At 63.0% G+C, this 13,879-nt stretch carries 10 protein-coding genes and 1 pseudogene; 7 read left to right on the forward strand and 4 right to left on the reverse strand.

Annotation, left to right across the window (positions count from 1 at the left end; all coding sequences use genetic code 11):
• Nucleotides 1–316 precede the first annotated feature (316 nt).
• The 3 genes from GXP34_14905 to GXP34_14915 are packed head-to-tail and all read left to right on the forward strand — an operon-like array spanning nt 317 to nt 4,307.
• Entirely contained in the window at nt 317–883 is a 567-nt protein-coding gene (locus GXP34_14905; protein NOY57253.1) for a PadR family transcriptional regulator, read from the forward strand.
• Complete coding sequence (locus GXP34_14910; GenBank protein NOY57254.1) at nt 880–1,596, forward strand: ABC transporter ATP-binding protein; 717 nt, start codon at nt 880–882, stop codon at nt 1,594–1,596. Before GXP34_14905 ends, GXP34_14910 begins: the two co-directional genes overlap by 4 nt.
• Entirely contained in the window at nt 1,596–4,307 is a 2,712-nt protein-coding gene (locus GXP34_14915; protein ID NOY57255.1) for an ABC transporter permease, read from the forward strand. Before GXP34_14910 ends, GXP34_14915 begins: the two co-directional genes overlap by 1 nt.
• A 411-nt stretch (nt 4,308–4,718) precedes the next feature.
• Here the strand turns inward: GXP34_14915 and GXP34_14920 are convergent, their stop codons facing one another.
• The 3 genes and pseudogenes from GXP34_14920 to GXP34_14930 form a co-directional block, all read right to left on the reverse strand.
• Complete coding sequence (locus tag GXP34_14920) at nt 4,719–5,180, reverse strand: helix-turn-helix transcriptional regulator (GenBank protein ID NOY57256.1); 462 nt, start codon at nt 5,178–5,180, stop codon at nt 4,719–4,721.
• 15 nt (nt 5,181–5,195) lie between these two features.
• A pseudogene (locus GXP34_14925) lies at nt 5,196–5,581 on the reverse strand (diaminopimelate decarboxylase).
• A 970-nt stretch (nt 5,582–6,551) separates the two neighbouring features.
• Nucleotides 6,552–7,313 (reverse strand): hypothetical protein, encoded by a 762-nt coding sequence (locus tag GXP34_14930; protein NOY57257.1) that lies wholly within the window; start codon nt 7,311–7,313, stop codon nt 6,552–6,554.
• Nucleotides 7,314–7,620: 307 nt separating this feature from the next.
• Here GXP34_14930 and GXP34_14935 point away from each other — a divergent pair, with 307 nt between their 5' ends.
• From GXP34_14935 to GXP34_14945, 3 genes are read left to right on the forward strand one after another with little or no spacing between them, the layout of a single operon-like run.
• Entirely contained in the window at nt 7,621–9,651 is a 2,031-nt protein-coding gene (locus GXP34_14935) for a tungsten formylmethanofuran dehydrogenase (GenBank protein NOY57258.1), read from the forward strand.
• A 52-nt stretch (nt 9,652–9,703) separates the two neighbouring features.
• On the forward strand, nt 9,704–11,470 hold the full coding sequence (argS, locus tag GXP34_14940; GenBank protein ID NOY57259.1) for an arginine--tRNA ligase: 1,767 nt from the start codon (nt 9,704–9,706) through the stop codon (nt 11,468–11,470).
• A gap of 17 nt (nt 11,471–11,487) precedes the next feature.
• Complete coding sequence (locus GXP34_14945) at nt 11,488–12,372, forward strand: GNAT family N-acetyltransferase (protein ID NOY57260.1); 885 nt, start codon at nt 11,488–11,490, stop codon at nt 12,370–12,372.
• Between the two features lie 92 nt (nt 12,373–12,464).
• Here the strand turns inward: GXP34_14945 and GXP34_14950 are convergent, their stop codons facing one another.
• The gene (locus GXP34_14950) at nt 12,465–13,019 is read right to left on the reverse strand and encodes a class I SAM-dependent methyltransferase (protein NOY57261.1); all 555 of its coding nucleotides are present in this window, start codon (nt 13,017–13,019) and stop codon (nt 12,465–12,467) included.
• Nucleotides 13,020–13,073: 54 nt separating this feature from the next.
• Between GXP34_14950 and GXP34_14955 the strand changes: the two genes are divergently transcribed.
• Nucleotides 13,074–13,817, forward strand: coding sequence for a crotonase/enoyl-CoA hydratase family protein (locus GXP34_14955; GenBank protein ID NOY57262.1), 744 nt, complete (start codon nt 13,074–13,076; stop codon nt 13,815–13,817).
• The last annotated feature ends 62 nt before the right edge of the window (nt 13,818–13,879 follow it).

A 13,879-nucleotide genomic window follows, 5' to 3' on the forward strand; every position in this document is an offset into this window, starting at 1 on the left:
CATGACTATGTACCTGGGGTATCCCAGGTCTGAAAAACCTGGGGTCGGCAGTTCGATTCTGCCCCTGGCCACCAGCAAAACCCCAGGTCACAAACCTGGGGTGCTCTCCCGAGCGCCGGCCCGGATGGGTGATTGCTCACCGATTGCTCACCAGACAAAACCTGCCAGATGTGTGACCTCGGGTGATGGTTGACGACGGGGACCGCGACAGCTTTTCGACTGCCGGGGACACCACCGGTCTAGGCCCAACCGTGGTTGACATCTACATACCGGGTATGTATGGTCCGCTACATACCCGGTATGCATTGGGGAGACGGTGGGAATCAAGGAAGGCTTGCTGGCGGTTCTGTCCCGGGGCGAGGCTCACGGTTACCAGATAAAGCTGGAGCTGGAGGCGGCCACCGGAGATTCCTGGCGGATCAACATTGGTCAGGTGTACACGACCCTGCAGAGACTCGTGCGTGATGGTCTGGTGGAACCGATCAACGGGGAGATCCATGGTCGGATCCAATACACGATCACGACTTTGGGTCGTGAGGCGCTCGCCGAGTGGATGACAACGCCAGTGGAACTTGCCGCCGCCGGGCGGGACGAGATCACCCTCAAGATCCTCCTCGCCATCTCGTCAGGGACCGGCGATGCGCGTCGGGTCATCGAGATCCAGCGTGGGGCCGTCATGGGCTTGCTCCAGGACTACACCGCGTTGAAGGCGGCGGACGATTCTGCTGATCTCGCTTGGCTGCTCTATCTCGATCGACTCATTCTCAGTGCCGAGGCCGAGTTGCGATGGTTGGAGCGCGTGGAATCCCGTTTGGAGGAAGAGAAACCTTTGAGGAGGGCCGCAGTGGTCGATCTTCCTGAGATCGAGGACGTGGTGAGATGAGCGAGCCGATCCTGTCGATGGTCAGGGTCGGGAAGACCCACGGGTCCGGGGCGCAGCGGGTAGACGCCCTGGTCAACATCGACCTCGATCTCAGCCCCGGCGAACTGGTGGCTATCACTGGCCGGAGCGGGTCGGGCAAGACCACGCTGCTCAACATGGCGGGCGCCCTCGATGAGCCCACAACCGGGAAGATCGTGGTCGACGGAAAGAACCTGGCGACGATGACCGCCAAGGAACTGGCTCGCCTGCGGCGCGTGTCGGTGGGGTATGTGTTCCAGCAGTTCAACCTCCTTCCCTCGCTCACCGCCGCGGAAAACATCGCATTGCCCCTGGAACTCGACGGCGTGGCTATCGAAGTGGCGCGCAGGTTCGCCGAGGAATCGCTCATCGAGGTGGAGATGGGCGGGATGGAGGATCGGTTCCCCGATCAGCTCTCCGGGGGCGAGCAGCAGCGAGTAGCCATCGCCCGGGGTCTGGTCGGTCCCCGGTCGATCCTCCTCGCCGACGAGCCCACCGGCGCGCTCGACGAGGCCACCGGAGAGAGCATCCTCAGACTCTTGCGGCGGCGCTGCGATAACGGGGCGGCTGCCTTGCTGGTCACCCATGAACCGGTGTTCGCGGCCTGGGCCGACCGAGTCGTGCGTCTCCGGGACGGTCGCATCGAGGGTATCTCGGTCCGATCCGGCGTCCCCCTCACATCGGCCGACCTTTGATGAGTGGTCGCAGGGCTGCCCTCCGGGTCGCTCGTCGCACCGCCTGGCGCAACCGGAAGCGGACCTTCTTTCTCACTGCCCTGATTGGGGTTCCCGTGGCCCTGGCCGTGATCGTGGCCGGGGTGATGCGCGCTTCGGAACTGACCCCCGAAGAGTCGGCACAGGCGACATTTGGTGACGCCGACTACCGGATCCAGATCCCGTACTCCCCAGAAGCTGACGAATGGATATCGTCCAATCTGGCAGACATCGATCCGAATGCCGAGGTTGTCTCCTATCACCGGATGTATGGCCGGTTGGCGAAACGGGCTTACGGAAGCGTGTTGGATGTGGACACGACAGCTCCCATGGGGAAGTCGTTTCTCATGCTGATCGCAGGAGCGGCACCTACAGGCGATGCACAGGTGGCGGTCACTCCAGATCTTGCCGAACTGCTTGACGCCAGAATAGGTGACACGATTCAGCTGGAACTCGGTGCCACCAAGCAGGAGGGCTACGAGCTGGTCGGCCTGGTGAGGCCGCCGATCGTCGAGCACTCACCGATGGTCCTGGTCAGCCTGGAGCGGTTCGATGCCTTGATCGGCGAGCCATCGTCCCCGTACGCATACAACGTCATGAGCACCTGGCTGGTTGCCGGCGATGACCCAACGACATCCGCGGCAATGCTCCAGCAGAGATGGAACGAAGATGAGTATCGGTTCTGGCCGAGCACCGCGGTGGTTCCGAAGCCTCCGGCGTTGGATTTCATGCCAAACCAACTCTATGCCTTTCTTGACCAGGCACAGGTTCATGCGCTGTTGGGGATGGAGACAGGTGCGAACCAGAATGATGTGATCCAGGCGGCATACAAGATGGTCGATGAGTCGAACGTGGCCTTCGCGGTACTGCCTGACCTCAACGTGGGGAGCAGGGCTGTCTTCATCGAGTCCGCGAATTCGGACCTTCTTTCGTCACCTCCAGTGATCAGCACCGGGATCGCCGCTCTCATCCTGGTCGAAGTCGCCTTCATCGCGGCCGCGGCATTCGCTGCCGGGACGCGGCGGCGGCTCCGGGAGATCGGTCTTCTCGGGGCCAACGGTGCCGACACTCGGCATATCCGGCTCACAGTGATCGGCGAGGGGTTCACCGTCGGCCTTCTGGGAGCGATGACCGGAGTCGCCTTGGGCTACTTGCTCCTGCTCTTCGGATCACCCATCCTGCGACGGTTCGCGTCCACCTTTGCCGGCGGGGTCGATCTAAACCTGGCGGATGTACTCGGCCCTGCCCTGGTTGCCGTCGCTGCATCCGTAATCGCGGCATGGGTCCCCGCTCGGACGGCGTCGAAAATCCCCACGGCTATCGCGTTGCAGGGTCGAATGCCGGCGCGGTCACCCCGGCCGTGGGTGGCCCCGCTTGGTGTCGGTATGGCCGGTTTCGGAGGACTCCTCCTAGTGGTGGCTCTCGCCGCCGGCAAGACGCTGGGCAATGTGGTCGCTGTCATCGGGTCCCTTCTGATGGTTACCGGTGTCGCTCTTCTGGCCGGCCCGGTCGTGGCCTGGGTGAGCTGCGTCGCCAACCGGGTCAGGTCGACGCCTCGGCTGGTACTGCGCGACTCGGGTCGGCACCGCACCCGGGCGTCGGTTGCGGTCGCCGCCACAATGGTGATCCTGCTCGCGCCGGCGTTGTCGCTGACGATTCAGAAGACTCACCAGGCGCGCGATCTTCTCTATGGACTCCCAGACGCGGGCAACCAAGTTCTGCTCATTGGAAGATACGACGGCTTTGGCTACTTCGGATCGACTGACGAGCCGATAACCGACTCCGACATCGCCGAGTTGGCTTCGATCGTCCCGGCGGACAAGACCGCAGTCTTCTCGATGGTCAATGTGAGCGTTCAGTTGAAGAGCGAGGTGGAGCAGCGGCAGTCTGAGGCCGGCTCGGACATCACTGTGCTGGTCGGCGGCGGTCAGTCTCAAGAATGGGGAGCCGCCATTGCCAATGATGATCTGGTCGACGCGCTCGGCAGGCCAGAGGTCGGCGAAGTCTTGGCAGCCGACGGCGCGGTCGTTCTTGGTGTTGAAGATCGGGATAGTTGGTTTCTCATGAACGGTGAGAGGTATCAAGCCCGCGAGCTCGCCGTTCCGCTCCTTCGATCCGGGGTGCCACGGGTTCTGCTATCGGAGTCGATGGTGGCCGGCCTGGGGGAGGTTGAGACCAAGCCGCTGGTTTTGTTCACTCTCACTCGTCCGCTGACGAGTGATGAGCAGAAGGAGCTGGCCTTCACCGGCCTAAACACTCGGGGCGGTTGGTCCGACCTGACCCGGAATCAGGTCTTCCTGATCGTCATCGGCGCCACACTGATCGCGGTCCTGATCGTGATCGCTCTGGTGACCGCGGTCGCCGCGGCAGAGATCAAGGAGGAGATGGAGGTGATCGTGGCAGTCGGGGCTCCCGGTTCGATCCGCCGGCGGTTCCTCGGGATCCAGAGCTGGCTCTATACGGCACTGGCCGCATTGCTGGCGGTGCCCCTGGCGGTTGGGACCGTGAAGATCTTCGGGCTGTCCCAAGACGGCTACTACTCGGGGCCGTTCGGTGTGATGCGGAGCTCAAAGGTGGTGATTCCCTGGTTGGGCGTCGGGTTCCTGGTCCTGGTTCTCCCGCTGATCGTTGGACTCCTCACAGCTCTGGTGACCCGGTCGTCGCCAGTCACGCCACCACGTCGGGCGACCTGATTCACGTCAATGTCTCAATCGGATTCCCAGTCATGTTGAACGAACTCACTCCCAGGGCATTCATCCTTTTGGGCGGAAGGCAATCCCGGATCGTTCCGCAACGAGAGCGCCGCCGATCGATCCCGGCCGCCGACTGAATCCGAGCGCCCGGACTGAACCGACCCAACCGCCCTGCTGCGCGATGACCTTGGACCGAAGGGTCCGTGCCAAGGAGTGTGGGATATGAGGACAGCCCGATTCGAAAGCAGCGCTTCCGGACCTCACTTGTCATCGCGCCGTCGGAAGGGTCGAGGTCCAAGACGGCCTCACCGCATCCTGCTGAACCATCTCGGTATTCGACCCTGACATCACACATGGGCGACGAAGAGCCATCGTCCTGCAGGATGACCTTCTCGCCGCCAAGCCGGACGACTACACACCCTTTACCCAAAGCCGCCCACCGAGCTTCCGGCCGCCCTCTCCTGCTGCTGGAGTCGCCGTCGGTCTACCGGATAGCCATGGGCCGTTTGACCACGATCCCCCATGGCAATCTACTCGAGACGCAACCTTGCCGCCGATGAGGATCGGGACGACGTGCTCCTCGTCGTCGTCCTCGAACACAGCCAGCAGTTCGAGACGGGCTCCCAGATATCTGAGGTAGTTGCGCAGAGTGGAGAGCTTCACGTCACCGGCCCGCTCGAGATGTGAGATGGCGGACTGGCTGATTCCCAGCTCGGCCGCCAACTCGGTCTGGGAACGGTCGAGGGCACGACGAAGCTCATAGAGGCCGATCTCAGGCGGTGTGTCTTCCCGTAGCGCATCGAGCCGCTCGGAAGCGCCCGGACGCGCCACCGCTTCTTCGTGAAGCCGGCGGTAGCTCTTGGTGGAAGGCATCAGCAGTTCTCCTGTTCAGTCGGTCGGGTCCTCGTCAAGTAGCCCTTCATCTCGCAGCTCTCGGAGATGGGTGTCGTAGAGGTCTTCCGCGACCGGGATCGCCCACTTGTACCACTCCTCCCATCGCCCTGACCTGTCCCCGCCCAGAGAAAGGATGCGTGTCGCCGTGGGCTGAACACGAACAGCACCTGCAACGCCCCGCCCTCGGACACCCGCAGTTCCTTCATTCGGGGATGGCGAAATGGCGTGACTTCGCCTACCGCAGGGCGCTTCAGAATGGGGCCGTGCTCGGCGAACAACATCGCTCGTTCGTCGAGCGCCTCCTGCTGCTCCTCGGCGAGTCCTCGCCACCATTCCTCGAACTCCTCGATGCACTCGATTTCCCACACCGACACAGACATAAGTGCGCCTTTTGGAAGGTCTAGCCGATATCTGAGCCTGATCTCCACGGATCGGTATTGCGATTCCCCCTTCTCCGGTTGAGGCGCGTGGAGGTGGCAGAGCGGGAGCCCGGGGTTGTCAATGTCGCCGAAGGGTACGGACCATTGCTCCGCGAGCCTTTCGAACGTCGTCAACGGTCGTCGCGGGTCGGTATGGGAACCGGTGATCAGATCGGCGGTGACGTTCTCGAGGAACCTTTCTGCCGCGGCCTTGGTCGAAAGCCGGCCTTCGTCTGCCACTGCCCAGCCGGGTCCTTCCAGACCGCTCGCCAGGAGATGTCGTTGCGGTCGGTGCTCTTCTTTGGATCCCTCTTGTACTTGTGCGTGTGAATCACGGTCCGATTGCACAAGCAAGCATCTTTGAGCACAGACATGACTATGTACCTGGGGTATCCCAGGTCTGAAAAACCTGGGGTCGGCAGTTCGATTCTGCCCCTGGCCACCAGCAAAACCCCAGGTCACCCGACCTGGGGGACAGGCTCGTGCCGACTTCACATAGGGTGAGAAGAGGCTTCTCCTCACACATTCCACTCGCCGACTCGACGTCGAGTAACCTCTGAGTAGGCTCGCCCCGTCAGTCCGTTCCTGGATGGGCTGTTTGTGACGGCGGCGACCTTCTCCCTGGCAGGTCGCCGCTGTCGCGTCCACCATCGACGTTTCCCCAGTGCCTCGATCCCCAACCGTTACGCCGTTCCGCCGACCCCTTCCGGCTTCGCCGTACTCCCCCCAACGCTTGCTTCGCTCGCTGGGGGAGAAACAAGTCGCTTCGCTCCTTGGGGGAGGTGTCCTCGGAGATCCGGCCGAGGACGGAGGGAGTCTTGACGAGCGTTGTGAAGGTGGTCCGCCAGGGCCGAAGGGGGTCCATGGCAGGCGGCCTCGGTGGCGGAAGGAATCCACGTACTTTCTTGGGCCGGTGTTGCTCGACGGCTTCCTAATTGCTGTGGATGACCGCCATCAACGGTGCCCAATGGGCCACCGCTTCCCCATAACGGTCCCCCGCCGTCTTGAAGTCGCCCATATCCAGAGCTTCCAAGGATGCATGCACATCACCGGCCGTCTCATCGAATACCAACTCGGTATCGTTGAAGAACCCCGCGACGGACCCGTAGTCCAGCTCCACCATCGACACTGCAGGAAAGTCGTCGAGCCAGGTTCGAAACTCGTCGAGTTCCTCCGTGACCACATCCTCGAACCCTGCCCCCCGCAACGTGTCGAGGGCGGAAGTCACCCGGTCGGTCGCCTGCACCAACGAAGTCCGATACCGAATCGACGTGCCATCGATTCGCGATACCAGTTCACGTTCTGTCGAATCAAAGGCCACAAACCAGCGCAACGGCACGTGCCATGCCGACGTGAGGATGTGCGACCGGAGCGACGGCTGACGGTCGTAGAGACGGGAGAGCTCATCGGCCGCCCTGGCAGCCACCTGCTCCGGCACGATCGCGTCACCGCCGATGTCCGAGTACGCGTTGTGGAAAGCGAGCAGACCTTCCAACACACGGAGCCGAGGAAAACGCGGGCAGAGGAACCGGTTTCCCCGCCACTCCGCGAGCAGCGCATCGTCCTGCATCGGCTCTGCAAGGAGGCCGAAGGTTCCTGCAGCCATGTGAGGCATCGGCGGATGGTCGACAACGACCTGCCCGGGCAACGTTTGCTCGGGAAGGTACACACGCAGGAAAGCTGTCCGAATCACAGGCGGCATGCTACTCAGCCACGATCATTGACAGACACAAGATCGGGCATTCTCCGGGAGAATCATGCTCTCGGCCCACTACACTGATAGCACCGGACAATGGGAAGGAGCAGTCGCGAATGCGAGTAGCGGTCTACGGCATAACCCCTCTCGGCGTCGAGGTCGCCCTACGACTTCGTATTGTTCGCACAACCCGTTCCACAGCATCAGGTCCCGCCGCAGGCGGGACCAAGTCTTTTCTTGGACATCAGCACACGCCCGTCCCCGCCGGATGTTGCGGGATCGACGGCGACTGAAGGGAGAAACGGTGGAAGTCGTTGCCGAGCTACAGGACAACCACAAGACCTTGGGCTTAACCGACGAGCAGGTCGTCAACATGTATCGGGGGATCCTGCTCACACGAAGACTCGATGAGCGAATCTGGGCGCTGAACCGCCAAGGGCGGGCTGCATTCGTCGTTTCTGCCTCCGGGCAGGAAGGATCACAGGTTCCTCCAGTGATGGCGATGAACCCCGACATCGACTGGGCCCTCCCGTACTATCGGGACCTCGGCACCGTGCTCACCTGGGGCTTGACGCCCGAACAGGTGCTTCTTGGTGTCATGGCCAAGGCCGACGATCCCTCGAGCGGGGGACGCCAAATGCCATCTCATTGGTCGCTGCGGGAACGTCGTATCTTCTCCCACTCCTCACCCATCGCAACGCAGTACCCGCATGCGGCAGGCATCGCCAAGGTGGTCCAGCGAGACGGTACCGGAGCGATCGTGTTCGTATCGGGTGGCGAAGGCTCCACGTCCGAAGGCGACTGGCACGAAATGATGAACTTTGCCGGGATCCATGGTTTGCCGCTGATCGTCCTCATCGAGAACAACCAGTACGCCATCTCCGTGCCCGAACGAGAGGAAGTCGGTGGACACATCGCCGCCAGAGCGGCCGGATACGGGGTATACGGAGTGGTTGTCGACGGCAATGATCCGCTCGCGATGTACAAAGTCACCAGGGACGCTGCCGATCGCGCTCGGCGAGGTGACGGGCCGACCTTGATCGAAGCGCGAACATATCGTTACTACGCGCACACGTCGGACGATGACGACACCCTCTACCGCAGCCGTGAGGAGGTCGAGATGTGGAAACGGCGCGACCCTCTCGGCCAACTCCGCCAGTACCTCATCGAGGCACGCCTGCTGAGCGACGAGGACGACGAACGCATGGAGGCCGAGATCGCCCAAGAGATCAAGCAGGCCGTCGCCGCAGTCGAGGCCGCTCCGGATCCCGACGATCCGTTCTCGATCGTGTACCTCAACCCGATCACTCCGGCACAGCCTGCCGTGGAACCCGAACCGCCAGTCGAAGGCGAGGAAACCAATCTCATCACAGCCATCAACCGCACGCTGCATGAGATCATGGCGCGCTATCCGGACACGGTGGTCTTCGGTGAAGATGTCGCCGACCCCAAAGGGGGCGTGTTCAAAGCCACACAGGGACTCGAGGTCGCCTTCGGAAACGACCGCAGTTTCAACATGCCACTCGCCGAGTCCCTGATCGTCGGTGTCGGCGTCGGCATGGCGGCGGCCGGCAAGAAACCACTCGTCGAGATCGAGTTCGCGGACTTCATCCACCCCGCCTTCGACCAGATCGTCTCGGAGGTCGCCCGCATCCATTACCGCACGAAGGGCAGGTGGCAGTGCCCACTGGTGATCCGCGCACCGTACGGCGGCGGCATCCGTGGCGCCCTCTACCACTCGCAATCGGTCGAGGCGTTCTACACGCACATACCCGGGCTGAAAGTCGTCATCCCGTCGACACCGGCCGACGCCAAAGGTCTGCTCTGGTCCGCGGTAGAGGATCCGGATCCGGTGATGTTCCTCGAACCGAAGAAGCTGTATCGACTGGCGACGGGTCCGTTCCCTGCCGGGGAGTATCGTGTCCCACTCGGCAAGGCCGCCATCCGCAGGGCGGGCACCGATCTCACGATTCTCGCCTACGGGACCATGGCACGGTTCGCTCTCGAAGCCGCTGCTCAGCTTGCGGAGTTTGGCCTCTCCGCCGAAATCATCGACTTGAGGACGCTGAAGCCCCTCGATTGGCCGACCATCGAGGCCTCTGTCGAAAAGACGACTCGGGTACTCATCGTGTATGAGGACAATGAATTCGGTGGATACGGAGCAGAACTCGCGGCACAGATCGCGGACAAGGCGTTCGAGCACCTGGATGCGCCGGTCCGTCGCTACGCCAGCCCCGATGTGCCGGCGTTCCCGTTCAACGCCAAGCTCGAGGCAATGGTCATGCCCAACACGGCCGGCATCGTCGAGCACGCCTTGGAACTGTCCAAGTACTGACCCGGCCGATCGCCGGTGACCAGGGGACCGTCAGCGGGTACCCTTCTACCCTATGTCTCTCCTCGCGCGTCTCTCAGAAACCGTCGGTGATGCTTTCGAAGTCGCCGGAGTGGACCGCTCCTACGGATCCGTGGCCATCTCCAAACGCCCCGACCTGGGCCAGTTCCAGTGCACCGGCGCCCTGGCGGCCGCCAAGAGCGTAGGTAGGAACCCGCGCGAGATCGCCCAGACCGTCATCGATGCCCTCAGAGCCACGGAGATGTTCGCCGCAGTGTCGATCGCCGGGCCCGGATTCATCAACCTGACGCTGACCGATGCCGCAATTGCTGCGATGACCCAGGCGGTCGTGGACGATGAGCGATGCGGATGCGACCTGGTGGAGCATCCCGTCCGTTACATCGTCGACTTTGGTGGTCCCACCGTTGCAAAGGCGATGCACGTCGGTCATCTCCGGTCCACGATCATCGGCGACTCTCTCCAACGCCTCCTTCGATTCCTCGGTCACGATGTCACCAGCGATATCCACTTGGGTGACTGGGGAACACAGATGGGAATGCTGATCATCGAGGTGGAACGCCGATACCCGGACCTTCCCTACTTCGACGCATCCTTCAGTGGCCCCTACCCGGCCGAGTCGCCCGTCACCCTCGACGACCTCCACGAGATGTATCCAGCAGTAGCGGCGCGCGTCGCAGGAGACGAAGCCGAAGCGGAGCGTGCTCGCCGGGCAACCACCGAACTGCAGAATGGACGACCCGGTTACCGGGCACTTTGGCAACATTTCGCGAATGTCTCCATCAGCGCACAACGTGCCGACTTCGAGGCCCTGGGAGTGAAGTTCGACCTGTGGTACGGCGAGAGCACGGTCCACGACCGAATCGCACCGCTCCTCGAACGCATCAAGTCTTCCGGTCGCGCCGTGATGAGTGACGGTGCTCTCGTGGTGCCGGTCGCGCAGGAGGACGACCAGATGGACATTCCTCCTATGCTCCTGACGAAATCCGACGGTTCCTACCTGTACACGACAACCGACCTCGCCACCCTCGACCAGCGGATCACCGAGCTGAAGGCAGAAGACATCCTCTATGTCGTCGACGCAAGGCAGGCCCTGCATTTCATCCAGGTGTTCAGGGCGGCCAGGCTCACCGGAGTCGTTCCCGACGACGTCGTCCTCGAACACATTGCCTTCGGCACGATGAACGGCACCGACGGCAAGCCGTTCAAGACACGCGAAGGTGGCGTCCTCAAACTCAAGGATCTCATCGCGATGGTGACTGACGCCGCCCTCACACGCCTCGCCGAAGCTCGCATCGCAGAGAGCTATCCGGACGAGGAACGAGCAGAGATAGCGAAGGCCGTCGGCCTCGCTGCGCTGAAGTTCGGCGACCTGAGCAACCACCGCACGTCCAATTACGTCTTCGATCTGGACCGGTTCAGCTCGTTCGAGGGGAAGACCGGACCATATCTGCTCTACGGCGCGGTGCGAATCCGGTCGATCCTGCGCAAGGCCGCCGAACACGGGTTTGTTCCCGGACCGATCACGGACCCGTCCACCGATGTCGAGCGTGATCTGATGCTCTTCCTGGCTCGCCTGCCCGACTCGATCGCGAGGGCAGCAGAGTTGCGGGCTCCGAACCATATCGCCGAGTTCGCCTACGATCTCACGACCCGTTTCAACCGCTTCTACGAGCAGTGCCACATCCTCAGTGAGCAGGACCCCGAACGCCGCGGTTCCTGGCTGAGTCTGGTCGCCGTGACCCTTCGGGAACTCATCCTCACACTCGATCTTCTCGGCATCTCTGTGCCGGAGCGGATGTAGGTCGGTACGCTCGGGCTGTGGAGATCAGGATTCGACCCGCCGTCGCCTCCGACAAAGAGGCCATTGCAGCGTTCACACAGACCACATTCGCCTGGGGCGACTACATCACCGACGAGTTCGATCGGTGGCTGAACGACCCACGAGGCCAGACGGCCGTCGCCGTCGGCCCGGACGACACACCGGTCGCCATGGCACGGTGGAGCCTGCTTTCTCCTACCGAGGTGTGGAGCCAGGGAGCAAGAGTCCACCCCGATCATCGCAGAAAGGGGATCTCGTCTCAGCTCATCGAGGCCGGTGAGCAGTGGGCGAGAGAACAGGGCGCCCAGGTTCTGCGACTTGCCATCGAGGATTGGAACACCGCCGCCCAGGCCCAGGTGACACGATCGGGATTCCGGAACGTTTCCAGGTGGACGATGTGGAAACGCCCCATCGGTAATGCCGCACCGAGAGTCGCCGGCAACGGAGGCAGTCACGTTCCATCCGACGAGCACCTCACCCTTGCAGGCGAGTCGGAGGCCGGACCCGCCTACCTCGCATGGTCTGCCGGATCGATGGCAGTCGTGAGCCACGGTTTCATCACCGAACGCTGGACCTGGCGCCGCTTGCACGCGTACGACCTGGCCGCCGCGGCCCGGCGGCGGGCGCTGTGGGTCTGCCCGGCAGGCTGGCTCGTCGGTGAGGCCGACGACGACGGACCGGACACGTTCTGGGTTTCGTGGGTGATGGCCGCTCCCGATGATGTGTATCGACTTCTCCGCGCGGCAATCGACAGGGCGTCATCGGAGGCCGCCGAGCGAATCGTGTTCCTCCTGCCGAAGGCCACGTGGACGGATCAGGCGGCGAGAAGGGCGGGGCTCGATGTCGGCCACCACCTCCTCGTCTACGAACGTCCCATCACCTGATTCGGTGCCAAGCCCTCACGAAGCGTGACCCTCCCTCTGAACCCAGGGCTCGTAGGGGTCGTGGCGACCCCTACGGGCCCTGGGTTCGCAGGTCAAGTGCTACGCGTGGCCACCAGGCGTGCCTCGTGGCGGTCGTCGAACCAGGCTTCCTCGAAGCGGACCACGGTCAGGCCCTTCACCAGGCCCGGCAACTCGCCTTCGTCGAGGACATGCTCGCGAGGGGGCCGCGCATGCCGCTCCAGATTTCGGACCGTCGCTATCGCGCACACGAGCACACCTCCGGGAGCGAGTGCCTCGACCATCTTCGGGAAGAGGTCTCTCTGCAGGTAGTGGAAGCAGAGGATCAGGTCCCATGGGCCGACAGGAAGAGCATCGTTCTCCAGATCGGCGTTGACCAGATCAATGGTGAGCCCGCGATCTCGAGCAGCTTCCGCGGCAATCGCCAATGCCGCGTCGGAAACATCCACAACCGTCACACTCAGCCCGCGATCGGCCAACCACAGGGCGTTGCGACCATTCCCCCCTGCGACATCGAGCGCACGACCCGATCGAGGAAGAAGGTCCACAATCGACTCCAAGAATGGAGAGGGTTCCATCGGCCAGCCTTCACCATATCGCCGGTTCCAGTGCTCGCGGGCGTCGTTCATAACAAGCGATGTTAGGAGGCCTGTGCTTTCATCACTTCGGCGAAGGAGGAAACCATGCCGGTCAACTACGAAGGGATAGGACCGATCGCGGTCATCACGATCGACCGTCCGCATCGACGCAACGCCATCAATCGCGAAACTGCCGACGCTCTCCTCGACGCGTGGCGGCGCTTCGACGCCGACGACACCGCCACGGTCGGGATCCTCACGGGCGCCGGTGGCCACTTCTCCGCCGGAGCCGACCTCAAGGACTTCGACCTCTCCGACCGCCCCGAGGGATTCCTCGGATTCACCAGACTCGAAGTCACGAAACCGACGGTCGCCGCCGTCGGAGGATTCTGTGTGGCCGGAGGATTGGAGATGGCCTTGTGGTGTGATCTTCGAGTGGCCGACGAAGACGCCGTGTTCGGTTGCTTCGAGCGCCGGTGGGGCGTGCCGCTCGTCGATGGTGGCACGCAGCGCCTCCCGCGGCTCATCGGTACTGGGCGCGCCCTCGACATGATCCTCACGGGGCGACCGGTTGACGCAGACGAAGCGCATCGGATAGGCCTGGTCGATCGCGTCGTGCCGGCAGGGACCCATCTCGATGCAGCAATCCGGCTCGCCAACGAGATCGCCTCCTTCCCCCAGGCGACGGTTCGCTCGGATCGCTCCGCGCTCCTCGGAGGGTTCGGAATGCCTCTTGCAGATGGCCTCGATCTCGAGCGCCGACTCGGCATCGACGTGCTGGGCACCGCCGCCGAAGGAGCTGCCCGCTTCCGCTCCGAACGCGCCTCCGGAAGGCGAAGGGAGCGTTGAGGAGCACGGTGATGCCGGGAGGGGGACCGACCGTTGCAGCCGGAAAGGCTGAACGTACCGGA

It is taken from the genome of Actinomycetota bacterium, assembly GCA_013152275.1.
GTDB lineage: Bacteria > Actinomycetota > Acidimicrobiia > Spongiisociales > UBA4744 > BMS3Bbin01.